We start from the raw sequence: 26,952 nt of genomic DNA, 5'->3' as shown, positions 1-26,952 counted from the left end.
CGTCGTCCCCTCCAGGGCCCAGCGGATCCGGCTTTGCCGGTCCGCCCGCATCGCCCCCTGGGGGGCGCGCGTCAGCGCGTAGGGGGGGGCCTCTGCCCCACTCCCAGCAACTGGTCCAGCCGCTCGGCGTCGGCGGCGAGCTCGGCGCTGGCGCCCGCGTAGCTCACCACGCCGCGCTCGAGCACGATGGCGTGCTGCGACATCGACAGGGCCAGGACCGGGTGCTGTTCGACGATGATCGCCGTCAGCCCTTCCTCGGCGCACATGCGCCGCACCGCCTCGGACAATTCCTCGACGATGATGGGGGCCAGCCCTTCCATGGGTTCGTCCAGGAGCAGCAATTGCGGATTGGTCATCAACGCGCGGCCGATGGCCAGCATCTGCTGTTCGCCGCCCGACAGCTGCCCGCCGTAGTTGCCTGCGCGCTCGCGCAAGCGAGGGAACAGGCCATAGACCCGGTCCAGCGTCCAGTGCGTGCCGCGGGCGATGACTTCCAGGTTTTCGCGCACCGTCAACGAGGGAAATACCTCGCGTTCCTGGGGTACCCAGCCTATGCCGCGGCGCGCGCGGTCGGCCGAGCGCAGGCGCGTGATGTCCTCGCCCAGCCAGCGGATGCTGCCGCGCTTGACCGTGGTGTTGCCCATCAGGGTTTCGAGCAAGGTGGTCTTGCCCACGCCATTGCGGCCCAGGATGGCCAGGCTCTGGCCGCGTTCGACGGCGACCGTCAGGTTGTTCAGCACGACCGCGTCGTTGTAGCCGGCCGTGAGGTTCTCGATTTGCAGGAAATCAGACACGCGAATTCCCCAAGTAGGCCGCCCGCACCTGCGGATCGGCGGCGATTTCGGCGGGCGTGCCCTCGACCAGCACGGCGCCGGCCACCAGTACCGAGATGCGCTGTGCGAAGCGGAACACCAGGTCCATGTCGTGCTCGATGAAGAGCACCGTCATTTCGCGGGGCAGCCCGGCGATGACTTCGAACAGTTCGCCGCTTTCGTCCTCGGGCACGCCGGCGGCCGGCTCGTCCAGCAGGAGAATGCTGGGCTTGGCCGCCAGCGCGAGCACGATCTCGAGCAGACGCTGCTTGCCGTAGGGCAGCTCGGCCGTATCGACGTGGACGTACTGGCCGAGATTGAACTGCTTGAGCAGCGCATGGGCTTCGTCCGCCACCCACGAGCAGCTGCGCAGGGTGCGCCACCAAACCTTGCCCATCGCCTCGCGCTCGGCAATGGCCAGCGAGGCGGCCTGCAGCGGCGTGAGCCGCGGGAACAGCGTGTTGATCTGAAAGGTGCGAACCAGTCCGCGATGCACCCGCTTGTCGGCGGACAAGTGGGTGATGTCGTCGTCGTCCAGGGCAATGCGGCCTTCGGACGGACGCAGGATGCCCGTGAGCAGGTTGATCAGCGTGGTCTTGCCGGCGCCGTTGGGGCCGATCAAGGCCTGCCGCGAGCCGGGCGCGATGTCGAGCGTGACGTCGTTGACGGCGGTGAACGCGCCGAAGCGCTTGGTCAGTTTCTGCGTGCGCAGCGCGGGCGTGACGAGGGTGGCCGTGCTCATTGCTGGTGCTCCCGGATCTTGAAGACCTTGGAGAGCACGCCCAGCACGCCGCCGCGGCCGATCATCACGACCACGATGAGGAAGATGCCCAGCCAGAACATCCAGAACTTGGGATCGAAATCGGAGAAGAAGTCGTGCACGGTCATGTACAGCAGCGCGCCGATCAACCCGCCATACAGGCGCCCGGTGCCGCCGAGGATGAGGATGATGAGGATTTCGGCCGAGCGGTTGAAACTCAGCATTTCGAGACCGACGAATTGCGTGGTCTGCGCCAGCAGCGCGCCGGCCACGCCGGCGATGGCGGCCGAGAAGCAATAGGCCAGCCGCAGTCGCGAGTCCACGGGCGAGCCGATGGCCAGCATGCGCCGCCGGTTGTCGTGGATGCCGCGCAGCACCAGCCCGAACGGCGAGCGCAGCATCAGCCGTACCGCCAGGAACAGCAGCAGCACGATGCCCAGGGTATAGAGGAAGGCCGTCTTGCCCCACAGGTCGAAGCGGAACTGTCCGAACACCGGCCACATGTCGACCCCTTGCAGGCCGTCGGCGCCGCCGGTGATGGGCGTGAGCCGGTTGGCCAGCTCGAAGAACAGCACGCACACGCCGATGGTGATCATCAGCCGGGTGAGGTCGCTGCCGCGCACGATGAGGAAACTGAGCAAATAACCCAGCACGGCGCATGCCGCCAGCGCCAGCAGCAGGCCGGAGAAGGGTTCCCCCCAGCCGTACTTGGACAGCAGGCCGGCCAGGTACGCCCCGATGCCGAAGAAGGCGGCATGGCCCACCGTGAGGATGCCCGCGTAGCCCAGCGCGATGTCGAGCGCGATCGCGAACAATCCCGTGATCAGGATCTGCGTGATGAGCACCAGCTTCTCGGGCAGCAGGAAGTAGGTCGAGGCCAGCAGCAGCCAGAACACCACCTCCAGCGCCACGACCTGCCGCGGATTCAGATTGATTTTCGTCATGTCAAACCCCGCTTGGGGATCAGGCCGTGGGGGCGAACCAGGAGCACCACCACCATGAACACATAGATCAGGAAGGCGCCGAGCTCGGGCATGTAGTATTTCCCGCCCACGTCGACGATGCCCACCAGCACGGCGGCCACGAAGGGGCCGACGATGGTGCCGGCGCCGCCCACGCAGACCACGATCAGGAAATAGATCATGTACTTGAGCGGGAAGGACGGATCCAGGCCCAGCATGCCCAGCCCCAGCGCGCCGCCCAGCCCGGCCAGGCCGCAGCCGAACGAAAAGGTCAGGAAGAACAGCCGGTCGACCCGCACGCCCAGGCCCGCGGCCACGCGCTGGTTGTCCACCGCGGCGCGCACCATGGCGCCGTAGCGCGTCTTATTGATCAGCAGCAAGAGGCCCGCCAGCACGGCAAAGCCGACCAGGATGAGGAAGAGCCGGTATGCGCCCACGTCCATGCCCAGCAGCGAGACCTGGCCGCGCAGCCACTCGGGCGCGGTGAAGGGCTGCATGGTGGGGCCGAACAGATAGGTGCCGCCGGCGACGAAGACGAACACGATGCCGATGGAGAGCAGGACGTGGTCGAGCGGGTGCGCCCGGTACAGCCTGCGGAAGAAAGCAAATTCCAGCAGCGCGCCCACGAGGGCTGCCGCGATGAACGCCAATGCCAGGCTGGCGACGAACGGTACTTGGAGACGGCTCATGGCCAGGGCGGCAACGTAGCCGCCCACCATGGCGAAGGCGCCGTGCGCGAGGTTGACGAAATTCATCAGACCCAGCGTGATCGACAAGCCGACCCCAATCAGAAACAGCAACATACCGTAGGCCAGGCCGTCGAAGATTACGATGCCCATGTATCCTTCCAGGTGACGACTGTGGTGCTATTTTCGGCGCCCCGGTCCGGCCGGACCAGCATGGGATGCTTTTTCTCCGGCCTAAAAAACTTATGCGCGCCGCCCGGCCCGGCCAGGCCGGGCACGGGCGCCGCGCGGAGCGCCCCGTGGCTTACTTGGCCTTGCCGGGATCCTTCACGTTGGCCAGGTGCGAGAACTCGACGTTGTAGAGGTGGTTGCCGCGGCGTTCCACCTTGCGGATGTAGATGTTCTGCACGATGTCGCGCGTTTCCGGATCGATCATGACGGGCCCGCGCGGGCTTTCCCACTTGGCGCCCTTCATGGCCTCGACCGCCTTCGTGCCGTCGATCTTGCCGTTCAGCTTCTTGATGGTCTCGTAGATGAGCGCCATGCCGTCATAGCCGCCCACGGCCATGAAGTTGGGGCGGATGGACGTGCCGAACAGCGATTCGTAGCCCTTGATGAAGGCCTTGTTCTTGGCCGAGTCGTGGGCGGCGGAATAGTGGAACGAGGTGGTCAGCCCCAGCGCCACGTCGCCCATGCTGTCCAGGAACATGTCGTCCGTGCCGTCGCCCGTGCCCAGCGCCTTGATGCCGGCCTGCTCCAGCCCGCGTTCGCGGTAGGCGCGCAGCATCAGCACCGACAGCTCGCCCGAGGGGAACCACAGGAAGGCGGCATCGGGCTTGGCGTCCTTGATGCGCTGCATGTAGGGGCCGAACTCCGGGTTCTTCAGGGGCACCGCCACTTCGGCCACGATCTTGCCGCCGCCGCCGGTGAAGGTCTTGCGGAACTGCGCGTTGGCGTCCTGGCCGGGGCCGTAGTCGGCGTACAGCGAATACACCGTCTTGATATTGTTCTTCAGCGCCCAGTCGGCGATGGCGTAGGCGTTCTGCGGCAGCGTCATCGAGGTGCGCACCACGTAGGGCGAGCGCTCGGTGATGGACGAGGTGGCCGCGTTCATGACCACCATGGGGATCTTGGCCTCGGTGGCCAGCGGCGCCACGGCCAGCGCGTTGGGCGTGAAGCCGAAGCCGGCCAGGAATTCCACCTTGTCGCGAGTGATGAGTTCCTGCGCCACGCGCTTGGCCACCTCGGGGTTCGGGCCACCGACGTCCTTGATGATGAGCTGGATCTTGCGCCCCGCCACCACGTCGCCGTGCTCGTGCAGGAAGAGCTTGGCGCCGTTGCTCATCTGCAGGCCGTATTCGGCCTGCTGGCCGGACATTTCGCCGACGAAGCCTATCTTCAACGGGGTCTGCGCCGCGGCCACGCCGCTCAGCGCCATTCCCAGTACACAACCCCACATGCGTATTTTCATTGTCGTATTCCTCCGATAGGAATGAGGTCTGCGGCGCCGAAGCGAAGGCTCCGGCACGATGTCAGTACTGCGTTGCGGCCCAGGCCATGGGTGTGCCGCGCCTGATACCAATTGTGACGATATCAGCGCCCCGCGATTCACGTAACCGTATACGAAAATCGAAATTGGGCCAATAATCGATTTCTCTATAAGTCGGCCGATCCTCCTAGGGAAAACCCATGATGGGTGCTTGGATGGGGGCGGCAGGCGCGCAGGCCGCCTTCATCCTAAGACCGGCGGGCGAAACGCTGCATGCAGATTCAGAACATGCGCATGGAGAAAGCAAACATCCCCGTGTCGGGGATGCGTGCTTCGGGGAGAGGGTCGGCGCCCGTGCGGCTCAGACGTGGCGCAATGCCGATTTGGAGTACCAGCCGCTCATGCGGGCGCCATCCCACACGAAAGCGATGTGCTGCGACTGGCGGCAGCGGCTGAGCGCCCGCGGACGGAATACCGCGGCGCATTGGCCCCCGGGCCGCCGCACGCTGTCGTAGGCGACCCCCCAGCTGCCTTCCTGGCGCAGCCGCCGGGCGAAGGCCTGGCCCGCGGCGTAGTCGTCGGGATCGTAGATGTCGGGCAAGGCCGGCTGCAGGCCGCGCAAGTCGTGCAGCGGCGCCGCGAGGTCGGCCAGGTAGTGCCGCATGTCGATTTCGATGGCGGGTTCCTGCGTGGCGGCCAGGAAAACCGAGCGGTGGTACATGGTTTCCGCCACCGCGGTCTCGAGGCTTTCGCCGGCGTAATAGACCCCCCAGGTGCCGTCAGAGAAGCGGCTGCCGGCCGGATTCAAGTGCGTGAAGGCGGCCATGATGGGCGTGGTTCCGGGGCCCGAGATGCGGTCTTCAGAGGGCACCAGGCGCAGGTTGCCGGCTTCGTCGCGGACGCGGGGATTGGTGAGGTTCTCGATGGCGAAGACCACCTCCAGGTCGGCCGGGTCCGCCACCCGGTCGTACAGGCCGGCCGGCGGGAAGCGGCTCGGAACCAGCCGGTGGCAGGGTGTCCAGTGCACGTCGGAGACGGCCGCAAGCGTCATGTCCAGCCTCCTCGCTGGGCGTCGAGATAGGTGCGCACCACGTAGAGATCGCTCGTCATGCCGGTAAGCATGCGTTCCAGGGCCGGGCGGCCGCCGAACAGCGGCGCGTCGTTCGGGCGGCGCAGCCAGGCGTCGGCGCGCTCGGGCACCGGCAGCAGCACTTGCAGCGCCTTGTAGATACCGAACACCAGGGACAGGCGCTCTAGCGTGTCGCGCGGCAGGGGCGCAGGCGCCCGCCCGTTTTTCCAGCGGAACATGGTGGAGCGCGGCACGCCCAGCAGCGTGGCCGATTCGTCGGCGCTCAGCTGCCAGGCCTGCGCGATGCGGAAAAACGTACGCAGGGCGGCGTCGGTCGCCGCCTGGCTGGTGAGTTCAGGGGTCTTGGAAGCAGCAATGGCCATGGTGCTTTCCTGTGTCGTGCATGCAGGAACCAGCTTAATCCCATATGGGATTAAATTCAAGAATTCGTATCAAATAAGACTAAGCGCCGCGCCGGCCGCCCCGGACGGTCGGGCGCGGCGGGCCGCCACCGCTCGCGGGTACGGAAATTGTTGCGTCCCGCCGCGGGGCTGCGAGCGGCCGCTCTCGTCTCCGGTTAAAATTCCGCATAATGACCATATCCACCGAAGTCGCCCGGCGACGCACCTTCGCCATCATTTCCCACCCTGACGCGGGCAAGACCACGCTGACCGAAAAGCTGCTGCTGTTCGCCGGCGCGATCCAGATCGCCGGCAGCGTCAAGGCGCGCAAGGCGTCGCGCCATGCCTCCTCCGACTGGATGGAGATCGAAAAGCAGCGCGGCATTTCGGTGGCCTCGTCGGTCATGCAGGTCGAATACCGGGATACGGTCATCAACCTGCTCGACACGCCGGGGCACCAGGACTTCTCCGAAGACACCTACCGGGTGCTGACGGCCGTCGACGCCGCCCTGATGGTGATCGACGCGGCCAACGGCGTCGAGCCGCAGACCATTCGCCTCCTGCAGGTCTGCCGGGCCCGCAATACGCCCATCATCACCTTCGTCAACAAGATGGACCGCGAAGTACGCGAGCCGCTCGACCTCCTCTCCGAGATCGAGTCGCATCTGGGCATGGATGCGGTTCCCTTCGCCTGGCCGGTCGGGATGGGCAAGTCGTTCGGCGGCGTGTTCGACATCCGCCGCAACCGCATGCGGGTGTTCAAGGCGGGCAGCGACCGTCTGAGCGAGCAGCATGACGAGGTCATCGACGGCCTGGACAATCCGGAGATCGCCCGCCGTTTCGGCGCGGCCTTCGAGCAGGCGCGCGGCGAGATCGACCTGATCGCCGGCGCGGCGCCTCCGTTCGACGAGGCCGAGTTCCTGGCGGGCAGGCAGACGCCGGTGTTTTTCGGCTCGGCCATCAACAACTTCGGTGTCCAGGAAGTGCTCGATGCGCTGGTCGAGCAGGCGCCTCCGCCGGGGGCGCGCCATGCGCTGGAGCGCGAAGTGCAGCCGGACGAACCGAAGTTCACCGGCGTGGTCTTCAAGGTACAGGCCAACATGGATCCGGCCCATCGCGACCGCGTGGCCTTCGTGCGGGTGTGCTCGGGCCGCTTCGAGCGCGGCATGCGCCTGAAGGTATGCCGCACGGGCAAGGAGACCCGGCCCAACAACGTGGTGTCGTTCCTGTCGCAGCGGCGCGAATTGCTGGACGAAGCCTATGCCGGCGACGTCATCGGCATTCCCAATCACGGCGTGCTGCAACTGGGCGACGTGCTGACCGAAGGCGAGGTGCTGCAGTTCACGGGCTTGCCGTTCTTCGCGCCCGAGCTGTTCCAGGCGGTGGAGGTGGCCGATCCGCTGCGCACGAAGCAGTTGCGCACGGGCCTGACCCAACTGGGCGAGGAAGGGGCCATCCAGGTTTTCCGTCCGGTGGCCGGGGGGCCGCTGCTGCTGGGCGCCGTCGGCCAGCTGCAGTTCGAGGTCGTGGCGCACCGGCTCAAGACCGAATACGGGGTCACCGCCCGCATGATGCCGTCGCGCTATTCCATGGCGCGCTGGGTCACGGCCGAGAACCCGAAGGACCTGAAGAAATTCATGGACGCCAACATGCAGCATATCGCGTACGACGTGGTGGAGGCCCCGGCCTTCCTGATCGGATCGTCGGCGCAATTGCGGGTGGCGCAGGAACTCTATCCCAACGTGCAGTTCCATGCGCTGCGCGAGCACGGGGGGCAGGTGTTCCAGACGCGGGTAGGCGATTCGGCCTTTGCCTGATCGGCTTCCCACGAAGCATGCGGACCGGGCCGAAGCGGCCCGGTCCACATCGAACGAGGTGTACATATGCGTAACCGCATTCTGATGGGCCTGGCCGTCGTGGCGATGGTCGTTCTGGTGGGGGTGTCGTTCGGGCTCTGGCTGTCCTGGAACGCGCCGGTCGAGCGCGCCGCCGAGGCGCCCGTACCCGTGGCGCAAGGACGGCCGGGCGAGGCGCCGGTGGCCGCCGTGGACCAGCAGACCTACCTGCCCGAGCCACCCCAGCCGCGCGTGGACGGCTCGCGCGGGGTGCCCTCCCGCCCCGTGCGGCCGAACGATCCCGTGCCGATGGTGTCGGCGGCCAGCGAGCCGCAGCCCGATACGTTGATTTCCACCATCGCTCCCGACTTGCAGGCGTTGACGCCTCCTGGGCCGGGGGAGGCGCCGGAGACGCCCCGCATGATCGTGCAGCAGCCTTCGTCGCAAGTGGCGACCGTGGTGGCCGGTGCCAATGGCACCGCGGAGGTCCCGCGGGGCAATCCCGCCCAGGAGCCCTGGGTGCAGGCGCTGCGGACGGAGCTGGCGCGCTGCGCCTCGCAGGGCATGGTCAGCCGGGTTCTGTGCAACGAACAGGCCCGGTGGAAGTACTGCAATACCGATAACCGGTGGGGCCGGATACCGGAATGCCCGGCCACGGGCAATAACTGACCGGGCGGCTCCGCCGCGCCCTCATTCCCGGTCGTCCCCGGAGCCGGTGCGCTCCCCCTCCGCTTCGTCGTCCAGTTCATCCACGTTCAATTCGTCGCCGCCGCCCGCGGCGGGCGCGTCTTTCTCCTCGCGCGGCAGCTCCGCCGCGGGCATCTTGCGGTTTTCGTCCTTGAGTATGTCGTCGACGTGCTTGGAAATGGGGTTACTGCCTCCGGCGATGGCCATGGCGGCCTCCTGTCTATGTCGTCTGTGGGACGCCAGGCGCAGCAAATTGCGTTCCGCCGACGGGAAAGGACCCGGAGCGTTCATTCCGCGGGCAAAAAGAAAGCCCCGGCTCGCGGGGCTTGAAGCTTTCCGGCAGGCAGGACGTCAGTCGCCCTGCTCTTCCATTTGCGATTGCAGGTAGTTCTGGATGCCGACCTGGTCGACGAGTCCGATTTGCGTCTCGAGATGGTCGATGTGCTCTTCGGTGTCGTCCAGGATGTCCTGGAGCAGGTCGCGCGAGACGTAGTCGCGCACGCTTTCACAGTGGGCGATGGCTTCCTTGAGGGTGACCTGCGAGCTGAGTTCGAGCTTGAGGTCGCAATCGAGGATCTCGGGGACGTTCTCGCCGATGAGCAGCTTGTGCAGGTCTTGCAGGTTGGGCAGGCCGTCGAGCATGAAGATGCGCTGGATGAGCCTGTCGGCATGCTTCATTTCTTCGATGGACTCGTCGTACTCGTGCTTGCCCATCTTGTTGAGGCCCCAGTGCTTGAGCATGCGGGCATGCAGGAAGTACTGGTTGATGGCGGTGAGCTCGTTGGTGAGCTGCTTGTTGAGATACTGGATGACGGTCTTGTCGCCTTTCATGCTTTTCCCCTGCAGAATTCATGGACTCGGCAAGGTTAGCATTGTTAGCCGTATAGTCAGCAGACCGCACGTCTGTTGGTAATGGGCTAGAAAAGTGACAAGCGAAACCGATATGAGAACGGTTTTCGCCACGGGCTCCGCCCGCGGCATCGGCTGTCGGGCAATGCTCGCGGGATAGAGGCAGGGGAAGAGACGAAGCGGAACGCCAGTCAGGGAAGCTCACCCCTAAGCGGCCTTTGGCCGCTGCTACCGCCGTAGCCAGCGAAGCACCAGCGCCCAGCCCAAGATAACGGTACTAGACCCAGGATGCGGTGGATCCGGCTCCGCCGGTCCACCCGCATCGCCCCCTGGGGGGGCGCGCGTAAGCGCGTAGGGGGGACCCCTATGCCGCCTTGGCGATGACGTGGACCGGGAAGCGGCGGGTGGTGGCGCGAGGAGACGCGGAGCCGGCGGCGGGGTGGCCGCTGGCGGCGATGGAGGCTTCGTAGGCGTGTTCGCAGCCGCTGGCGCCGGCCGGCAGGTATTGGCAGGCGGTTTCGGCACACGAGCCGCAGCAGGTGGCGACGCCGAGGTCGAACTGCAGATCGGCGAGCGTGGTGGAACCGGATTCCACGCTGCTGCGTATCTGTCGTTCGGTAATGGCGTTGCAAACGCAAACGTACATGGCAGGACTCGCTGGCGGCGCGTCGCGCCGCGTTGGTCGTCGTAATGAGATTAATTATCGATAATATTCTCACGACACGCAAGCGGTGGCTGTCGACCATGCCGCACGCGGGTTTTCCCTGCCGGTTAGTTTTCTACTAGCGAAAAGTTCGAGAATATCGAGTGCGGCGAGCCGCCTGGGGCGATAAAGTCCGTGCTGCAAAAAGCAACGCCCGCGCGTCGTTGGCTTTCCGCCGGCACCTGCCGCCGGCGGGCACGGCGCGCCGCAGCCCAGGAGACAGCGAAGAGGCGCCGGTTACCGCCGGCTTCTCGTCCGGGCGCCCGCCTCGTCCGGCCCCGTCGCCGTCTCCGCTAACACGAAGAGTTGGACCATGACCCAAGACAAGCAAGCCCCGTCGGCGGCCGGCAACCGGCCTCTGTTGTTCGATTCGCATGCCCATCTGGTGGCCGACGACCAGGTGCGCTATCCGCGCAATCCCATGACCCGTCCTTCCAGCGCGCCTCCGCGCCCGCCCGGCGTCATCGGCAAGCCCGGCGGCAAGCATGGGCCGAACCCGATCAACGAGGTGCCCGACGTCAGCCGCATGCTGGTCTGGATGAAAGAAGAGAACGTGGACGGCGCGGTGGCGGTGCAAAAGCGCATGATTTACCGCTACGACAACAGCTACATCCTGGATTCGTCGGACGCTTATCCCGAAATCTTCTCGGCGGTGGTGATCCTGGATGCCGAGGATGCCGCCACGCCGGGCCTGGTGCGCAGCTACATCGAGAAGAACGGCCTGGCCGGCGTGCGCCTGTTCGGCAGCCGCGAGGCCGACGGCAGCATGCCGTGGTTGAACTCTCCCCAGGCCCTCAAGACCTGGGAGGTGGCCGAGGAGTTCGGGCTGGTCATCGACCTGGAAGTGCTGGCGGTGGGCGGCGGCGGCCCGTCGGTGCCCGCCATCATCGAGCTGGCGCGCCGCTATCCCAACGTGCGCATCGTGCTGGACCACCTGCTCGAGCCCGAAGCCACCGAGGGCGAGCACTTCGGCCTGGATGAGCGCTTCGAGAAGCTGGCGCACGAGAAGAACATTTTCTTCAAGTTCACCTCGATCAACCTGGACGAATACCGCGAAGCCAACGTGCCGGCCGAGAAGGTGCTGCGGCGGGCAGTCGACATGTTCGGCGCCGACCACATCATGTGGGGCTCGGACATCGGGACGTCGTCGGGCACCTACAAGGAAATGGTCCAGCGCATGATCGATGCGTCGGTGCTGTTGAACGAGGCCGAAAAGCGCGCGGTCTGGCACGATACCGGCAAGCGTGTGTTCGTGAAGGGCGGCGCGCGGCGATAAGGTCTGGAAGGAGCCGGCCAGGCGGCGGTATGCGGCTGCCTGGCGGTTCCTGTCCGGCCGGCGAGATGCGCGCGCCGGGCGGTGCGATAATCGCCGACGCCCTTTCCGTACGGAGGTCCACGTGCCTTCCTTTCCACCCGTCCAGGCGGTGGTCCGGACCATCGAGTTGCTGCAGGCCTTGAACCGCCAGCCGGTATCGACGCTGAACGTGCTGCACAAGCAGACGGGCATTCCCAAGCCTTCCCTCATCCGGCTGCTCGAATCGCTGGCTTCCAAGGGCCTGGTGCGGCATGCTCCGCAGTACGGGGCCTACTACCTCACCTCGCTGGTCAATACGCTGTCGTCGGGCTATCACAGCGAGCCGCGCATCGTCGAGGCCGCCCGGCCCAGGCTGGACGCGTTGACCGAAGCGATCAAATGGCCCTTGGCCATCGCCGTGTTCGACACCGACGCCATGGTGGTGCGCTACAGCACCATTCCCCATTCGCCCCTGTCGCTGCTGCATTCCACCATCAACATGCGGCTGAGCCTGGTCAGCCGCGCCATCGGGCGCGCCTACCTGGCGTTTTGCGAGGAAGACGAACGCGAGACCATTCTCGCGTTGCTGCGGCAGTCGAAGAATCCCGAGGATGAGCCGGCGAAGGACACCGAGGCCGTCCAGCGAATGATCGCGCAGACGCGGGCACAGGGCTACGCGCTGCGCGATCCCGCCGTGCGTCCGGTTTCCGGCACGCTGGCCGTGCCGGTATTCGACGGCAAGCACGTGGTGGCCTCGTTCGGCATGACGTGGTTTGCCTCGACCTTGACCAACGAACAGGTGGTCGAGCGTTACCTGGCCCAGCTGCAGGAAGTCTCCCGGGGCATATCCGAGGACCTGGCCAGGCTTTAGGGGGATGTCCTGAAGGGCCCGGGCGGCCGGCCGGGCTCGCCAAGCGCCGGCCGGGGCTCCAGGGACGGTCCGTGCGTTATGCCGCCGCGGCGGCGGGCGCGGGCATCGGATATTCGTCCGCGTTGCAGACCAGTCCCGGCTTGTTGGAGAAGTCCATGCGCGGCGGGCCGAAGATGTCGATCAGCCAGCAGTCGCCTTGGCTGACGTTGCGGCTGGTGTGCAGGACCTTGGCGGGAATGACCGTAACCGAGGGGCTGCCGATTTCCACGTGTTCGTCTTCCTTCCACATGTCCATGTCCGGCGTCCACGGCCAGCGCAGGTGGTGCACGTAAGTGCCTTCTACCGCCAGCGAGGCCTGTTCGAAGTCCGCGTGCGTATGCGGGCTGAGCTTGTGCACGTCGCGCGGCACGGGGCGCTTGGCGAGGAAGTTCACCATCAGGTTGGTGCTGCGGAAGATGCGCATGTTGGTATCGGGCCGCACGTAGTCGGCCAACACGTAGTGGCGCAGCTTGAAGCCCGCGGGGGGATCGGGCCACGGCACCAGCGGCGCGACCTCGGGCGCGCCGTCGGCATAGACGGCGTTGTTGGACGACGCCGCCACCAGGTCGGCGGCACGGTTGGAAAACACGCGCACGATGGTGCCGGCGGCGGTGGCTTCGACGCGGCTTGCGCCGGGCGGCACGATGGTCACGGTCTCGGCCCGGGCGTCGACGCGTTCCGCGCCGGCCTCGATGCGGGCGCCTCCCTTATGCACGAAAACGAAGTATTCGTCGGGGTTGCCGTCGCGCGAGAGCACGGCGCCGGGCTCGACCTGCGAGACGGCGATGACGAAGTTCGCGCCGCGCGTCAGCCACGTGCGTGCGCCGGGGGCTTGCTGTTGCGGATCGGTTTCATAGAGCGCGGCGTAGGTAGCCGGCCGCGGTAGTTGAGCTGTCATGGCTTCACCTTTGCAAGAGTGCTTGAATGGGGCCTCAGCCGTGCGCCTGGTTGCCGGCCACGGCGACCGATTGCGCGCCTTGGCGCAGCAGGGATTGATCGGACCCGATCACGAACCAGGTCACTCCCTGGGTGGCGAACTCGTCGCGCTCGGCGGCATTGGCCACGAACATCGCGGCGATCTTGCCCGCGTCCAGCGCGGCCCGCACGATGCGCGCGGTCGCCTCCAGCACCGCCGGACTGCGCGAACCTTCCTCGCCCATCGACAGCGCCAGGTCGGCCCGGCCCACGAACAGGCCGCCCACGCCCGGGACGGCGGCGATGCTTTCGACATTGGCCAGGCCCGCGACGCTTTCGATCTGGCACATGACCAGCGTCTGGTCGCCCGACTCCTGGGCCTGCTTATAGGTCATGGTGCCGTAGCCCGCCGCGCGCGGCGAACTGGAAAAACCCCGCTCGCCGCCCTTGTAGCGGGCGCGGGAAACGATCAGCGCCGCCTGCTCGGCGGTGTCGACGTGCGGCACCACGATGCCCGCCGCGCCCAGGTCCAGCGTGGACAGGATCGTCGCCGCTTCATAGTCGGCCACCCGCACGTACAACGGCAGCCGCGCCGCCCGCCCCGCCAGCATCATCAGGTCGAGCGAAGCGCGATCGAACGGCGCGTGCTCGGCATCGATCACGCCGAAGTCCAGCGCCGTCGTCCCAAGTATCTCGACCACATGCGGCGACACGGTCTTGATGAATGTCCCGGCCTGTATCGACCGGCTCGTATCAGAAGATGAGCGTGTCATCAGTTATTCCTCATCACAAACACAGATCCCACAACCTTGCAGAAGCGGCCCGCCAGCGCCGCCCCCTCGGGGGAGCGGCCTGCGTCCGCTAGGGGGTGGGCTCCCCCGGCGGGGTCTGAAGCATGGGGCGGTGGAAGATCTCGCCCAACCCCGCGTAATACGGACCGCCGAGCCGGGCAATCGGGCGCATGGCGATGGCATCGACGTGGCGGCCGTTATAGATGCTCTCGGACAGGTGGAAGGCCACGACCTCGCCGATATAGAGCGTGTTCAGCCCGCGCCCCAGCGGCAGCACGTGCTCGAGCCGGCATTCCATCTGGATGGGCGTGGCCGGGATGCGAGGCGGACGCACGATGGTGCTGGGCGCCAGCTCGATGCCCAGCGCCTGCGGCTCGCCGATCTCCGGCGGGTAGTCGGCACCCGTCGCATGCATCAGCTCCAGCGTCGCCTCGGTCGCCACGTTGACCACGAACTCGCCGGTTTCCTTGATGTTGCGGGCGGTGTCCTTCAACTCGCCCTTGCGCGACCCGATGTTGACCGCCAGCATCGGCGGACTATGGGCGACGTAGTTGTACGAACTGAACGGCGCCGCATTCACCCGCCCCGATTCGTCCTGCGTCGTAATCCACGCCACCGGCCGAGGCGCCACGCAGCCCACGATCAGCCGATAGGCCTCCTCGGTGCTCATGCCCTCGGTCTTCAACGTTACAAACCCACTCATCCTGTCACTCCGAAATGTATCCCAGGGAAGCCCACCCCCTGGCGCTGCGCGCTCCCCCTCAAGGGGGCGGCGCTGGAGGGGAAGCCCACCCCACGCGGCCTGTGGCCGCGCCCCCTTGAGAGGGCGCCCATAAGGGCGTAGGGGGGCTCCCTCCTAATCCAGGCGAATATTCGCCTCCTCAATGATCCGCTTCCACTTGGCGCTCTCCACCTTCATCAGCGAATCGAGCTGTTCCGGCGTGCCGCCGCCCACTACCGCGCCGAACTGCTCGAGCTTGGCGCGCCCTTCGGGCGAGTTCAGCACCACGTTGATCTCGCGATTGAGCTTGTCCACGATGGGACGCGGCATGCCGGCCGGGCCCGCCACGGCGAACCACACCGAGGCCTCGACGTCGAAGCCCTGCTCGATGGCGGTGGGAACGTCGGGCGTGCCGGGGAAGCGTTTCTTGGACGTGACCGCCAGGCCGTTCATCTTGCCGCCCTGGATCTGCGGGATGAACGCCGTGATGGGCGCGACGATGGCCTGGATCGAGCCGCCCAGCAGGTCGGTCATGGCCGGGGTGTCGCCCTTGTACGGCACGCCGAGGAAATCGGTCTTGGTGTTGTGGCGAAGCAGCTCATAGGCCAGGTGGCCGATGGTGCCGTTGCCGGGATTGCCGATGGAGTACTTGCCGGGGGCGGCCTTGGCCAGCGCGATGAATTCCTTCAGGTTTTTCGCGGGCGTCTTGTCGGTCGAGACGACCACCAGCGGGATCTCGCCCACCAGCACGATGGGCGTGAGGTCCTTGGCCGGGTCGTACGGCATGGACTTGTACAGGTACTTGTTGTTGGCCAGCGGGCCGGAGGTGGTCAGCGTGAGCGTGTAGCCGTCCGGCGCCGCCTTGGCGACCTGGTCGGTGCCGATGTTGCCCGCCGCGCCCGGACGGTTGTCCACGACGAATTGCTGGCCGAGCTTTTGGCCGAGCCTCTCGGCGATCAGGCGCGCCACGACGTCGGTGCTGCCGCCCGCCGGGAACGGCACGATCAGACGCACGGGCTTGCTCGGCCAGGACGAGGCATCGTCCTTGGCGCAGGCGGCCGTGGCCGAAAGCGCCAGGATGGCGGCGGCGCAGGCGAGGATGCGAGGATGTTTCTTCATGGGGTCTCCAATCTTTGATTCGAAAAAGATGCCGCGGTCAGCGCATGGCCTGCTCGCGGTGTTGGTCCAGTTCGTCGAGGATGCCCGGCAGGCGTCGCTGTACGTCGTCGCGCAATTGGCGGTACAGGCTGTTGCCGTGGGCATCGATACCGACGGTGGCGGGGCCCAGGTCCTTGACGCGCAAGGTCACCAGGCGAAACTGAGAGATGTAGTCTTCCCAATGCACGGACACCACTTCCTGGATGGCCCGTGCAAGCAGCGTGCAGCCGCCGCCTAGGAAAGAGAGGTAGATGCAGCCGGTCTCGCGCATGGCCGCCACGCTGTCCTCGCCCAGTCCGCCCTTGCCGCCGACGATGCGCAAGCCATAGGCGCGGATCAACGGGGGCATGAGGGCGTCGTAGCGCGTGCTCGTGGTCGGATTCATGTACAGCGCCTCGTAGCCCGAGGGCGTGTCGCTTTCGCGGTTATACGAGCTCAGGTGCAGGAAGGCGCCCCCGTGCAGGTCCACCGGCAGCGGCTTGCCTTGCTCGGCATAGTCGATCATGCGCTGGTGCGTCGGCAGGCCGATGGTGACGACGATGTCGCCGCTCAGATAGACGAGGTCGCCGGCCTGGATGGCGGCGATGTCCTCCGCGCTCGCGGGCAGGGTCAGGCGATGGGTGTTCACGATAACTCCTTCGCGCGCGGCTATTCCACGCGCTCGACCGTGCCGTCCTGGTAGATGCGGGCACAGGTACGCCGGTTGATCCAGCAGTTGAAGGCCACTGCGACCGGCATGAACCCGTGGCTCGCCGAGTAGTCGATGTGCACGGCCATGGCGGTGGTGTCTCCGCCGGTACCCATGGGGCCGAAGCCGGTGTCGTTGATGGCCTTGAGCAGGCGCTGCTCCATGGCGGCCAGCACCGGTTCGGGGTTGGTCCGGCCGAAGGGGCGCAACACGCATTCCTTGGCCATCTTGGCAGCGTAATCGAAGGTGCCGCCTATGCCGACCCCGACCACGATGGGCGGACAGGGCTGCGACCCGGCCTTGAGCACGGTGTCGAGCACGTACTTCTCGATGGTCTCTAGCGATGGGTAAACGAAGGTCTCGATGGCTTCCCAGCGTCCCGTGCCCATCGCCTTCGGCGCACAGACGATCTCCATGTAATCGGCGCCGTCGATCATGTCGAAGGTCACCAGGGGCATGTTCTTTCCCTCGTAGCTGCGTTGCAGCGTCAAGGGGTTGGTGACCATCTTCAGGATCGGCGGATCGGCGCGCGCGACCAGGTCGGCGAAGCCATCGACGATGGCCTGGCGCACGTTGCCCGAGAACGTGACGCCGGTGCCCACGCGGATCATGTAGGTCGGGACGCCCACGTCCGAGCAGACCAGGTGGTTCTCGCTTTCGGCCGCCTCGGCGCTCTCGACCATGATGCGCAGGGTCTGCCGGCCGAGCTGGACCGTTTCGCGGCGCTGCGCTTGCGCCAGCGCGCGCTTGGTGTCGTCCGGGACTTTTTTCAGGGACCACTCGTACAGCGACGAGGTGACGCTCCTGATGATTTCGCTGGAAATGGACATCGCATGCCGCCGTCCGCCGGCTCTCCGTGCTTACGCAAGGCTGGCAGGATGCTGCGGGGGCGGCCGCGGTTCAAGCGGAGTTTTGGCGTTTTTCGCCTATAGAAAAGTTTGGGGAGAGTAGCCGGTCATCCGGGATACAAGCCCAGCGTTTGCGCACGCATGCGCGCCAAGGCATATACGGTGCCCAGCGTGGGCGCGGCATATTGCGCCGCGGCGGCCGCCTCCACCAGCGCGCCCAGGATGCTGTCGATCTCGACCGGGCGCCCGGCTTCCACGTCCTGCAGCATCGAGGTCTTGATGTGGCCCAGGCCGCGGGTGAAGGCAATGCGCTCGCGGGATTCCACCTGCGCCGGCAGTCCCAGGCGGGCACCCAGCGCCAGCGCCTCGTCCATCATGGCCACGAACGTGGCGTGCAGGCGCGGGTCGTCGATCATGGTGTCGGTATGGGCGCCCGTCAGCAGGCTTGCGGGATTGAAGCAGGCGTTGCCCAGCAGCTTGGTCCAGATGTCGGCCCGCACATTGGCGCTTGCCGACGCATCGAAGCCCGCGCCGGCGAACAGCGCCGCCACGGCTTGCGCACGCGCGGTCGTCCCGCCGCGCGGTTCGCCGAACACGACGCGGTTGCCGGAGGCGTGGCGGGTCAATCCCGGTTCGGGCGTGGATGCCGAGGCGAAGACCACGGCGCCCAGTACCTGCTCCACCGGCAAGTGGGCTTCGATGGCGCCGTCCGGATCGACGCTGCGCAGCCGCGTTCCCGCCAGGGGCTGGCCGCCGCCCAGGAAGAACCACCACGGAATGCCGTTGAGAGCCGGGATGATGACGGTGTCGGAGCCGATCATCGGCGCAATGCCGCGCGCCACCTCCGGCAGCGCGGGCGCCTTGACGGTGATGACGACAATGTCCTGCCGGCCGAGCTCCGCCGCATCGTCGCTCGCCCGGACCGCCGGCGCGACGGTCCGGCCCTGCGACTCGAGCCGCATGCCCTCCCGGCGCAGCGCTTCGAGGGTGCGGCCGCGGGCCAGTACGGATACGGCGTGGCCCGCATGAGCCAGGCGCCCGGCGAAGAGTCCGCCTATGGCGCCGGCGCCGACGATACATATTTGAGGATGGTCCGACATGGTCTTCCTATTCATGGCTGGGACATGCGAGCGCCCGCATCTTACCCGAGGTAGCCCGGTTCACCTTCTCTTACCAGGCCCGGACGAACGCCCCGCCCGGACTTCCGGCACAATGGGGGCTTGCAGTATTGGGTATTCACTTGGATGAACGTATTCGACTCGATATTGGCCCGCGCACAGGTCGATCCGCCTCCCGATTCCCCTCGGCTGCGCATTGCCGGCCGCGATTGCGGCTGGGTGGCGCACGACGTGCTGCAATGGCTCGCCCCGTTCGCCGGGGAAATCCGGATCGACCCCGGTGTGGTGCACTTGCTGCCCGCCCTGGGCGCGTCCGGGGATGCCGCCGGGCGCACGGCGGCCGTCAACGACCTGCTGTCCCGCATTGCGCACGCCTTGTTCGACGCCGGCCGGCTCAACGGCTGGCGCAATGAATTGCTCGACGTGGTCGCCGACGATGGCACCGTCCTGGGCGTGATCGAGCGCGCGGCGGTTCGCCCGCTGGGCATTGCCACCCACGCCGTCCACCTGAATGCGTGGACCGACAGCGGACAGTTGTGGATCGCCCAGCGCTCCTTTTCCAAGAGTACCGATCCCGGCATGTGGGATACGCTCGTGGGCGGGCTCATCAGCGCGGGCGAAACGCCCGAGAGCGCCTTGCTCCGCGAAAGCTGGGAAGAAGCGGGCCTGCTGCCCCACCATCTTCAGGAGGGGCGGCGCAGCGGGCAGTTCTCGGTCCGGCGGATACTGCCCGAGGGCTACCAGATCGAACACGTGACCGTGGTCGACATCGTGCTGGGGCCGGAGGTCGTGCCCGAGAACCAGGACGGCGAGGTGGCGGCGCTGCGCACGGCCACGCCGCAGGAAGTGCGGGAGATGATCGCCGACGGCGTGTTCACGCTGGAAGCGGCGCTGGCGATGCGCGCCAGCCTGGGCGCATTCGCGCTGCCGGTACCGTTCCCGGCCGAGCCGGCCCGCGCCGCCGAGACCGCCCGGCTCAGCCTTTGACCGGATCGGCTGCCTGCCGCGCTTGCCGCCAGGCTTCGATGGCGGCCCGGGCCGGCTCGGGCAGGCCCGCCACGTCCACCGCGCGCCGGTGGTTCATGATCATGGCGGCATAGGGGCCGGCCAGCGCGGCGGCCTCGTTGCAGAGCGTATGTTCTTCCCCTGTGGACGGCTTGTGCGCGCGCCAGAAATTGATGGCGTCTTCGAGTTCGGTCAGGGTGATCTCCATGGATTCATTCTGGCAGACTTTGATCCCATGCGGCGGAAACATTCGGTCAATTCCGATACACAAAGCGCGAGGACGCGCGCCGCCGCGAAACAACCTGGAAAGCGACTTGGATGTACCTTACGTGAATCTTACGTATGGAGCACCACCATGCCTTCCGGTACTTCTTCCCGCCCCGTTTCTCTCGCCCGCGAGAGGCTTGCGCGCGCCTTCCCCGCCATGCGGGGTGCGGCTGCGCTGCATCCCCTGGTGACCGCGGCGGCGATCAGCATCATCGTCCTGTCGGCGGTCGGCGTGGGCGTCCTGACCGGATTGCTCCCCTCGCCGCTGGCCAAGCCCGCCCAGACGCAGGAACTGGCCGACGCCGACCGGCCGGCCTCGGCGGGCGGGCGCGACTTCGGCAAGGCTTCGGCCCATGAGCCGGTCCGTGACAAACAGGCTTCCGCGGAACGCGCCGTCCCGGAGCGGCGGACCAGCCGTACGGTCCGCGAGTCGGAGCCGGTCTATCGCGAGCCCGCGCGTCCCGTCGCGGCCACTTGTGGCAACTGCGGCACGGTGCAAAGCGTGCGCGCCGTGCAGGTCGCGGGCCAGGGAACCGGGCTGGGCGCGGTAGGCGGCGGCGTCGTGGGCGGCGTGGTAGGCAACCAGATCGGCGGCGGCAGCGGCCGTACCGCGTTCACCGTGCTGGGCGCCATCGGCGGTGCGTTCGCCGGCAACGAGATCGAGAAGCGCGCCCGCACCACGACGCAGTACCAGATGACGGTGCGGATGGACGACGGCAGCCTGCGCACTTTCCACAGCGCTTCGCCCTATCCGTGGCGCAGCGGCGACCCGGTGCGGGTCGTGAACGGTTCGGTGGTGTCCCGCAGCGGCGGCGAGAGCCCGCAGGCGATGCGGGTCGGCGACTACAACTGATTCCGGACCGCGGCCGCCGCCCGGTTTCCCGCCGCGGGGGCGGCCCTCAGGTCGCCTTGCGCCGCCGCTTGAGCGCCAGCATGGTGCCGCGGCACGACGGCGCGCCGCACAGGCAGCGGTAGTTCTTCTTGAGCGTGGGCGTGATCCGTTCGTCGATCACCAGCCCATAGTCGTAGTTGAGCTCTTCGCCGCGATCGATGGGCCGCAGGGAAACGATGAAGACGTGGCCGTCGTCGGTTTCCTCGGCTTCGCAGTTGGGCTCGCAGCAATGGTTGATCCAGCGGGCGTCGTTGCCTTGGCTGCCACCGTCGATGACCTTGCCGCTTTCCAGCGAGAAGAAGAAGGTGTGATACGGGTCTTCCGGATTGACCGGATGGCGCCGGTCGGCCTCGGCCGCCGTGATGCGCTCGCCGGCGTATTCCAGGATGCGGGTGCCGGCGGGGATCTTGCGGGCGGCGAACACGCCGGTGCCGTGGACGCGCGAGCGCCGCACGATGTACCAGGGCTTGCCGGCCGGAGCCGGATCGACGTCCACCCGCTCGGGAGCGGACGATTCGGCAACAGGAGTCTTGCGCGCCCGGGTGGGCGATTTCTTTTTCGCGGTCATGAGGAAGGCTTTAACTGGAGGTCTTCGCGGCTGCCTTCTTGGCGGCTTTTTTCGCGGGGGCTTTCTTGGCGGCGGTCTTGGCCGTAGCCTTCTTGGCCGCTTTCCTGGCGGGCGATTTCTTCGCCGGGACGGCCGACTCGCCATCCGCGGCCGCGGTCTTGGCAGCCGTTTTCCTGGGCGCCGGCGCAGCGTCGCCCGCCTTGCCGGCCTTGGCCGGCCGCGGTTCGAATTCGAAGCCGATCTTGCCGCCGTCCTGCCGCACGAGAAAGGCCTTGAACTTGCGGTTGGTACGGCTGGACACGAAGTTCTGCAGGAGATCGGTGCGGCCTTCGGCCAACAGCTTGCCCATCTGCTCGGCGGTGATCTCCTGCTGCAGGATGACCTTGCCTGAACGGAAGTCGCACGTGCGCTGCGGGCCCACCGCCTTCTCGCACACATAACTCATGCCGTGCTCGAACACATGGGCACCGCATTTCGGGCAAGGCCCCACCGGCGTCTGCCCGGAAAAGTCCACGGCCTCGGCGTTCTCGTCGTCGGCCTGGCCGAAGTCGAATTCCAGCTTGTAGTCGTCGGTGATGCGCAGGATGGCCGAGAAGGGGCGGCCCATCTTGCTGATGAAGCCGTTGAGCGGCCCGATCTCGCGCTTGGCCAGCAGTTCCTCGACTTCCTGCAGCTCGAAAGTGCGTCCGCCGGGATGCTTGCTGATGGAGAAGTCGCAAGCCGTGCAGGCATAGCGCCGGTAGTTTTCCTTGACCACGCTGCCGCACTTGGGGCAGGGCGTGGTGAGCGTGGCGTAGTCGCCCGGCACCGTGTCCCGGTCGTATTCCTTGGCGCGCTTGACGATGACCTGCGTCATTTGCGCGATCTCGCGCATGAAGGCCTCGCGCGCCAGCTGGCCTTGCTCGATCTGGGCCAGCTTGTGTTCCCATTCGCCGGTCAGTTCGGGCGAGGTCAGTTCGTCCACGTCCAGGCCCGACAGCAGTGTCATCAGCTGGCGCGCCTTGGCGGTCGGGACCAGTTCGCGGCCTTCGCGGCGCAGATAGCCCTCGTTGATCAGCCCTTCGATGATGCCGGCCCGGGTGGCCGGCGTGCCGAGGCCGCGGGCCGACATGGCCTCGCGCAATTCCTCGTCGTCCACCAGCTTGCCGGCGCCTTCCATGGCCGAGAGCAGCGTCGCTTCCGTATAGCGCGCAGGCGGCTTGGTCACCAGCCCCACGGCTTCGACTTCCTCCGTACGGACCTGCTCGCCGGGAGCCACCGGCACGAGATTGGCATCCTCGCCCTGGGCGTCGCGGCCATAGATGGCCATCCAGCCCGGGTTCACCAGGACCTTGCCTTCGGTCTTGAAATGATGGCCGGCGACCTCGGTGATGCGGGTCGTGACGAGGAACTCGGCAGCGGGGAAGAACACCGCCAGGAAGCGCTTGACCACCATGTCGTACAGCTTGGCCTCGGCCTCGCTCAGTTCGCGCGGGGCCTGCAGCGTGGGGATGATGGCGAAGTGGTCCGACACCTTCTTGTTGTCGAAGACCCGGCGATTGGGCTTGACCCAGTTGCTGTTGAGGATCTGCGTCGCGAACGGGGCATAGGACGGCCGGTTGCTCGCCAGCGTCTGCATGGTCTGGCGTACCGTGGCCAGGTAGTCTTCGGGCAGGTAGCGCGAGTCCGTACGCGGGTAGGTCAGCGCCTTGTGGCGTTCGTACAGGGTCTGGGCCAGCGCCAGCGTGGTCTTGGCCGAGAAACCGAAGCGCGAGTTGGCTTCGCGCTGCAGCGTGGTCAGGTCGTACAGCAGGCCCGACAACTGCGTGGAGGGCTTGGATTCCTCGGTGACCGATCCCAGGCGGTCGCGGCAGGCTGCCACGACCGATTCGGCCGCGGCCTTGGTCCAGAGGCGCGAGTCGCGCTTTTCCGGGTCCAGCGGATCCTTGACGTGCTTGGGATCGAACCAGCGGCCCTCGTACAGGCCGGCCGCCGCGACGAACTGCGCCCGCACTTCCCAGTAATCGCGCGGCACGAACTCGCGGATGCGCTCTTCGCGCTCGGAAACGATGGCCAGGGTCGGCGTCTGGACCCGGCCCACGGTGGTCTTGAAGAACCCGCCATCCTTGCTGTTGAAGGCGGTCATGGCGCGCGTGCCGTTGATACCCACCAGCCAGTCGGCCTCGGCGCGCGAGCGCGCGGCGGCCTCCAGCGGACGCAGGGCGGTGTCGCTGCGCAGGTCGGCGAAGGCCTCGCGGATGGCCTGCTGGGTCATGGACTGCAGCCAGAGGCGCCGGATCGGCTTGTTGGTCTTGGCGTACTGGACGATGTAGCGGAAGATCAGCTCGCCCTCGCGCCCCGCGTCACAGGCGTTGATGAGCGCATCCACGTCCTTGCGCTTGATCAGGCGCACCAGCAGCCGCAGACGCTCCTCGGAGCGCTTATCGGCGGGTCCCAGCTCGAACTCGGGCGGAATCACGGGCAGGTGCGTGAAACTCCACTTGCCCTTGACCGGGTCGTTGGGCGCCACGAGGGTGAGCAGGTGCCCGACGCTGGACGCCAGCACGTAGTCGTCGCTTTCGAAATAGTCGCCTTCGCGCTTGAACCCGCCCAGCGCGCGGGAGATGTCCAGCGCAACCGAGGGTTTCTCGGCGATGATCAGAGTTTTGCCCATTGACTTCCAGTTGAACGGAGCCGACGCATATAAATAGTGCGTCAAAGCGCCGGATAATACGGGGGGATTTTTGTGCTATGCAAGTCGAGCCTGCGCCGCGATGGGCAAAAAACGCCTTGCGCCGGCCGCCGCGCAGCCCCTCAAACGCGCTTTTCGCCTCGGAGCGCCCCCCGCCGGCGCATTTTTTTGCCGCGGGAACGGCCGGAGCAGAAAAAATTGCGCAAGTCCCGATCCCGGCGGGACGGGGGAAACGGACAGGCCGAGTCCACAGCACTCGCGTTCAGTAAGAATTCTCTTTAATTGTCACACCGTCACTGCCGCTGCAGCCAGCGAGCGCGGACCAGCGCGTAGGGGGGGGTCAATGCAGTTGCCGGGCGCTGCCGTCTTCAAGCAGCTCTTCCAGGATCAGGTTGTCGATCTCGGTTTCCTGGCTCCAGAGCACCATCAGCACGATGATCTTGAGCTTGTCCAGGGGAACCGGCGACTCGCCCAGCGCGAAGGCGCGATCGATCACGATCTCGCGCAATGGGGACGACAGCACGCCCGCCGACTCCAGGAAGGCGATGAAGCCGACGGCTTCCGATCCGAGCTGGCGATATTCGGCATCGGCGTAGATACGACAGCCGTTGCTGGGAACGAGGGCGAGATCGACGCAACGATGAGTGGATTCGGCAAGCCCGGACAGCCAGGTCAGGGCGTCGTCGATTTCATCGTCTTCGAAGCCGGCGGCGGCAAGCTTGCGCGCCAGCGTTTCCGGGTCCGGGCACGCTTCCGGCGTGTAGTAGTTCTCGAAGAGGTAGACGAGAATTTCAAACATAAGTCAGCGTGTGAGGCTGGATCCACTGTACGCTGAATTGCCTCCCCAGGCAAATGGCGCAGCATTTGCCGCTCATGCGTTGTGCTGACGGTACAGAACCTGGTAGCGGCCGCCGTCGAGTCGCGCAACCCGGCCTTGCAGTTCAAGGTCGAGCAGCCTCGCCTGGAGGTCGGGAATCGCGAGTCCGGTGCGCAGGGCCAAGGCGTCCAGCGGGATGGGACCGTATCCCATGGCGGCGACCAAGGCGTCGCGGGGAGGATCGGGAGGGGACCCGGCCTCGGGCCGGTGGGCGGCGGGAATGCCATGCAGCTCATCCAGGATGTCCTGGGCGGATTCAACCAGCTTGGCGCCTTGCCGGATCAGCGCGTGGCACCCCCGCGACAGCGGGGAATGGATGGAGCCCGGTATCGCGAAGACCTCGCGCCCGATCTCGGCCGCCAGCCGGGCGGTAATCAGCGAGCCACTACGGGCCGCGGCTTCCGCCACCAGGGTTCCGCGGGCCAGCCCTGCCACCAGCCGGTTGCGGCGAGGAAACTGGTGCGGCAACGCCAGGGTGCCGAGCGGAAACTCGGACACCAGGGCGCCGGCCGCGGCAATGCGGGCGGCCAGGTTCCTGTTGCGAGCGGGATAGACCACGTCGGCGCCCGTGCCGACGATCGCCACCGTGCCGGCGCCCCCGGCTTCCAGCGCGCCTTCGTGGGCGGCGGTGTCTATGCCCAGGGCCATTCCGCTGACGATGCACCACCCTTGGCGTGCCAGGTGGCGGGCGAAAGCCCGCGCGTTGGCCAGGCCGTCGGCCGTGGCGTTGCGTGCGCCGACCATGGCTATGGCCGGATGTGCCAGCCAGACCGGTTCGCCGACCACGTACAACACGGGGGGCGGATCGTGGATGTCGAGCAGCGGAGGGGGGTAGCCGGCATCGGCCAGGGTCAGCACGTGGTGATCCGGCGCTTCGCACCAGCGCAGGGTTCGCTCGATGGTCGCCCACTGCTCGTGCGATGGGGGGCGGGCCAGCTGGTCGGCCAGCGGCGCGGGCAGCCGCTCCGCCAGCGCCTGGCGGGGCTGGGCATAGAGCTGCTGGGGCAGGCCGAAGACTTCGAGCAGGTCCCGGGCCGTGGCCGGGCCGATGCCTGGCTCGAGCGTTAGCCGCAGCCATGCGGAGAGTTCTTCGTGGGAGTGGGCGAGAGGCATGCAGGCGAGAGAGGAATGCCGCGCCGCGGAGGAGGCGCCGTCGTCATATGTAACCACGACCGGTGGCCGCCCGGGAGCGGGGGGTGGACATGGACGACCACGTTTCACGGCCCTATTATTTATATAGCGCAGGAGCGGGCGGACTCATCCTTTGCGGCCGCCGCGGCCGGGCTCGAACCTGTGGTATCTTGCCCCTTGGATCCCGGCCCATCGGCCCCATCTACCCAATGAAGACGCCCCGATCCGCGGGGCCACGGCAACACGATCATGGCATTGCTACCCATCCTCCATTATCCCGACGCGCGCCTGCACAAGAAGGCCAAGCCGGTGGCCGTGGTCGACGACCGCATCCGCCGCATCGTCCGCGACATGGCCGAAACCATGTACGCGGCGCCGGGTATCGGGCTGGCGGCCACCCAGGTCGACATCCACGAGCGCATCGTGGTGATCGACGTTTCCGAGCAGAGCGACGACCTGCTCGTCCTCATCAATCCCGTCATCACCTGGAAGAGCGAAGAAACCCAGGTCTACGAGGAAGGCTGCCTGTCGGTTCCCGGCATCTACGACGAGGTCAAGCGCTCGTCCCGCATCAAGGTCGAAGCTACGAACGAGCACGGCGAGCGCTACGAATTCGACGCCGAGGGCCTGCTGGCCGTCTGCGTACAGCACGAGCTCGACCATCTGGACGGCAAGGTATTCGTCGAATACCTTTCCCCGCTCAAGCAGAGCCGGATCAAGACCAAGCTGCGCAAGCTGCAGGCGGCATAGAGGCCCCCCCTACGCGCTCACGCGCGCCCCCAGGGGGCGATGCGGGTGGACCGGCGGAGCCGGATCCACCGCATCCTGGGGTACTACCAGGCTGG

At 66.8% G+C, this 26,952-nt stretch carries 29 protein-coding genes; 7 read left to right on the top strand and 22 right to left on the bottom strand.

Annotation, left to right across the window (positions count from 1 at the left end; all coding sequences use genetic code 11):
- Window positions 1-71: 71 nt before the first annotated feature.
- From CDO44_RS01165 to CDO44_RS01135, 7 genes are all read right to left on the bottom strand, one after another.
- Window positions 72-794, bottom strand: coding sequence for an ABC transporter ATP-binding protein (locus CDO44_RS01165; protein WP_087778294.1), 723 nt, complete (start codon window positions 792-794; stop codon window positions 72-74).
- Entirely contained in the window at window positions 787-1,554 is a 768-nt protein-coding gene (locus tag CDO44_RS01160; protein WP_087778293.1) for an ABC transporter ATP-binding protein, read from the bottom strand. Before CDO44_RS01160 ends, CDO44_RS01165 begins: the two co-directional genes overlap by 8 nt.
- Window positions 1,551-2,516 carry a branched-chain amino acid ABC transporter permease gene (locus tag CDO44_RS01155; protein WP_087778292.1) on the bottom strand — a complete coding sequence of 322 codons (966 nt, stop codon included), beginning with the start codon at window positions 2,514-2,516 and terminating at the stop codon, window positions 1,551-1,553. The genes CDO44_RS01160 and CDO44_RS01155 overlap by 4 nt, the downstream gene beginning before the upstream one ends.
- Window positions 2,513-3,373: a branched-chain amino acid ABC transporter permease gene (locus tag CDO44_RS01150; RefSeq protein ID WP_087778291.1), complete on the bottom strand. Its 861-nt coding sequence runs from the start codon at window positions 3,371-3,373 to the stop codon at window positions 2,513-2,515. The genes CDO44_RS01155 and CDO44_RS01150 overlap by 4 nt, the downstream gene beginning before the upstream one ends.
- Before the next feature lie 151 nt (window positions 3,374-3,524).
- Window positions 3,525-4,691, bottom strand: coding sequence for an ABC transporter substrate-binding protein (locus tag CDO44_RS01145; protein ID WP_087778290.1), 1,167 nt, complete (start codon window positions 4,689-4,691; stop codon window positions 3,525-3,527).
- A gap of 379 nt (window positions 4,692-5,070) precedes the next feature.
- A complete protein-coding gene (locus tag CDO44_RS01140) occupies window positions 5,071-5,760 on the bottom strand; it encodes an RES family NAD+ phosphorylase (protein ID WP_087778289.1) in 690 nt (229 codons plus the stop codon).
- A complete protein-coding gene (locus CDO44_RS01135) occupies window positions 5,757-6,161 on the bottom strand; it encodes an antitoxin Xre-like helix-turn-helix domain-containing protein (protein WP_087778288.1) in 405 nt (134 codons plus the stop codon). The genes CDO44_RS01140 and CDO44_RS01135 overlap by 4 nt, the downstream gene beginning before the upstream one ends.
- Window positions 6,162-6,370: 209 nt before the next feature.
- Between CDO44_RS01135 and CDO44_RS01130 the strand changes: the two genes are divergently transcribed.
- Window positions 6,371-7,996, top strand: coding sequence for a peptide chain release factor 3 (locus CDO44_RS01130; RefSeq protein WP_087778287.1), 1,626 nt, complete (start codon window positions 6,371-6,373; stop codon window positions 7,994-7,996).
- Window positions 7,997-8,062: 66 nt separating this feature from the next.
- The gene (locus tag CDO44_RS01125) at window positions 8,063-8,683 is read left to right on the top strand and encodes a hypothetical protein (RefSeq protein WP_087778286.1); all 621 of its coding nucleotides are present in this window, start codon (window positions 8,063-8,065) and stop codon (window positions 8,681-8,683) included.
- Window positions 8,684-8,704: 21 nt separating this feature from the next.
- On the opposite strand, the gene CDO44_RS01120 is transcribed toward CDO44_RS01125, so the two are convergent.
- The 3 genes from CDO44_RS01120 to CDO44_RS01110 form a co-directional block, all read right to left on the bottom strand.
- Window positions 8,705-8,908, bottom strand: coding sequence for a hypothetical protein (locus CDO44_RS01120; RefSeq protein WP_087778285.1), 204 nt, complete (start codon window positions 8,906-8,908; stop codon window positions 8,705-8,707).
- 144 nt (window positions 8,909-9,052) lie between these two features.
- Window positions 9,053-9,532 (bottom strand): bacterioferritin, encoded by a 480-nt coding sequence (bfr, locus tag CDO44_RS01115; protein ID WP_087778284.1) that lies wholly within the window; start codon window positions 9,530-9,532, stop codon window positions 9,053-9,055.
- Between the two features lie 382 nt (window positions 9,533-9,914).
- Window positions 9,915-10,196 (bottom strand): (2Fe-2S)-binding protein, encoded by a 282-nt coding sequence (locus tag CDO44_RS01110; RefSeq protein ID WP_087778283.1) that lies wholly within the window; start codon window positions 10,194-10,196, stop codon window positions 9,915-9,917.
- 370 nt (window positions 10,197-10,566) lie between these two features.
- Here CDO44_RS01110 and CDO44_RS01105 point away from each other — a divergent pair, with 370 nt between their 5' ends.
- Window positions 10,567-11,529, top strand: a complete 963-nt coding sequence (locus CDO44_RS01105; RefSeq protein ID WP_087778282.1) for an amidohydrolase — start codon at window positions 10,567-10,569, stop codon at window positions 11,527-11,529.
- Window positions 11,530-11,650: 121 nt separating this feature from the next.
- Window positions 11,651-12,418, top strand: coding sequence for a DNA-binding transcriptional regulator (locus CDO44_RS01100; RefSeq protein ID WP_087778281.1), 768 nt, complete (start codon window positions 11,651-11,653; stop codon window positions 12,416-12,418).
- Between the two features lie 76 nt (window positions 12,419-12,494).
- Here the strand turns inward: CDO44_RS01100 and CDO44_RS01095 are convergent, their stop codons facing one another.
- From CDO44_RS01095 to CDO44_RS01065, 7 genes are all read right to left on the bottom strand, one after another.
- Window positions 12,495-13,355 carry a hypothetical protein gene (locus CDO44_RS01095; protein WP_087778280.1) on the bottom strand — a complete coding sequence of 287 codons (861 nt, stop codon included), beginning with the start codon at window positions 13,353-13,355 and terminating at the stop codon, window positions 12,495-12,497.
- A gap of 34 nt (window positions 13,356-13,389) precedes the next feature.
- On the bottom strand, window positions 13,390-14,145 hold the full coding sequence (locus CDO44_RS01090; protein WP_087778279.1) for an HpcH/HpaI aldolase/citrate lyase family protein: 756 nt from the start codon (window positions 14,143-14,145) through the stop codon (window positions 13,390-13,392).
- An 88-nt stretch (window positions 14,146-14,233) separates the two neighbouring features.
- Window positions 14,234-14,866, bottom strand: a complete 633-nt coding sequence (locus tag CDO44_RS01085; RefSeq protein WP_087778278.1) for a flavin reductase family protein — start codon at window positions 14,864-14,866, stop codon at window positions 14,234-14,236.
- A gap of 153 nt (window positions 14,867-15,019) precedes the next feature.
- Window positions 15,020-16,003, bottom strand: coding sequence for a tripartite tricarboxylate transporter substrate binding protein (locus CDO44_RS01080; protein WP_158213181.1), 984 nt, complete (start codon window positions 16,001-16,003; stop codon window positions 15,020-15,022).
- Window positions 16,004-16,040: 37 nt separating this feature from the next.
- On the bottom strand, window positions 16,041-16,670 hold the full coding sequence (locus tag CDO44_RS01075; RefSeq protein ID WP_233145985.1) for a fumarate hydratase C-terminal domain-containing protein: 630 nt from the start codon (window positions 16,668-16,670) through the stop codon (window positions 16,041-16,043).
- Between the two features lie 20 nt (window positions 16,671-16,690).
- The gene (locus CDO44_RS01070; RefSeq protein WP_087778276.1) at window positions 16,691-17,560 is read right to left on the bottom strand and encodes a fumarate hydratase; all 870 of its coding nucleotides are present in this window, start codon (window positions 17,558-17,560) and stop codon (window positions 16,691-16,693) included.
- 125 nt (window positions 17,561-17,685) lie between these two features.
- Complete coding sequence (locus CDO44_RS01065) at window positions 17,686-18,678, bottom strand: 2-dehydropantoate 2-reductase (RefSeq protein ID WP_087778275.1); 993 nt, start codon at window positions 18,676-18,678, stop codon at window positions 17,686-17,688.
- A gap of 144 nt (window positions 18,679-18,822) precedes the next feature.
- On the opposite strand from CDO44_RS01065, the gene CDO44_RS01060 reads away from it, so the two are divergent.
- A complete protein-coding gene (locus CDO44_RS01060; RefSeq protein WP_087778274.1) occupies window positions 18,823-19,683 on the top strand; it encodes an NUDIX hydrolase family protein in 861 nt (286 codons plus the stop codon).
- Here CDO44_RS01060 and CDO44_RS01055 read toward each other — a convergent pair.
- On the bottom strand, window positions 19,673-19,909 hold the full coding sequence (locus tag CDO44_RS01055) for a DUF3717 domain-containing protein (RefSeq protein ID WP_087778421.1): 237 nt from the start codon (window positions 19,907-19,909) through the stop codon (window positions 19,673-19,675). The genes CDO44_RS01060 and CDO44_RS01055 overlap by 11 nt on opposite strands.
- 147 nt (window positions 19,910-20,056) lie before the next feature.
- Between CDO44_RS01055 and CDO44_RS01050 the strand changes: the two genes are divergently transcribed.
- Entirely contained in the window at window positions 20,057-20,821 is a 765-nt protein-coding gene (locus tag CDO44_RS01050; RefSeq protein ID WP_233145984.1) for a glycine zipper 2TM domain-containing protein, read from the top strand.
- A gap of 46 nt (window positions 20,822-20,867) precedes the next feature.
- Here the strand turns inward: CDO44_RS01050 and CDO44_RS01045 are convergent, their stop codons facing one another.
- The 4 genes from CDO44_RS01045 to dprA form a co-directional block, all read right to left on the bottom strand.
- The gene (locus CDO44_RS01045) at window positions 20,868-21,428 is read right to left on the bottom strand and encodes an SET domain-containing protein (protein WP_087778272.1); all 561 of its coding nucleotides are present in this window, start codon (window positions 21,426-21,428) and stop codon (window positions 20,868-20,870) included.
- Window positions 21,429-21,438: 10 nt separating this feature from the next.
- Window positions 21,439-24,081 carry a DNA topoisomerase III gene (locus CDO44_RS01040; protein ID WP_087778271.1) on the bottom strand — a complete coding sequence of 881 codons (2,643 nt, stop codon included), beginning with the start codon at window positions 24,079-24,081 and terminating at the stop codon, window positions 21,439-21,441.
- Between the two features lie 358 nt (window positions 24,082-24,439).
- Complete coding sequence (locus CDO44_RS01035) at window positions 24,440-24,898, bottom strand: DUF494 family protein (RefSeq protein ID WP_087778270.1); 459 nt, start codon at window positions 24,896-24,898, stop codon at window positions 24,440-24,442.
- Window positions 24,899-24,970: 72 nt separating this feature from the next.
- Window positions 24,971-26,089 carry a DNA-processing protein DprA gene (gene dprA / locus CDO44_RS01030; protein WP_087778269.1) on the bottom strand — a complete coding sequence of 373 codons (1,119 nt, stop codon included), beginning with the start codon at window positions 26,087-26,089 and terminating at the stop codon, window positions 24,971-24,973.
- A 267-nt stretch (window positions 26,090-26,356) separates the two neighbouring features.
- Here dprA and def point away from each other — a divergent pair, with 267 nt between their 5' ends.
- Window positions 26,357-26,857, top strand: a complete 501-nt coding sequence (gene def, locus CDO44_RS01025; RefSeq protein WP_087778268.1) for a peptide deformylase — start codon at window positions 26,357-26,359, stop codon at window positions 26,855-26,857.
- Window positions 26,858-26,952: the final 95 nt, after the last annotated feature.

The organism is Pigmentiphaga sp. NML080357, assembly GCF_002188465.1.
Lineage (GTDB): Bacteria > Pseudomonadota > Gammaproteobacteria > Burkholderiales > Burkholderiaceae_B > Pigmentiphaga.
This window is presented reverse-complemented; position numbering and strand designations above follow the sequence as displayed.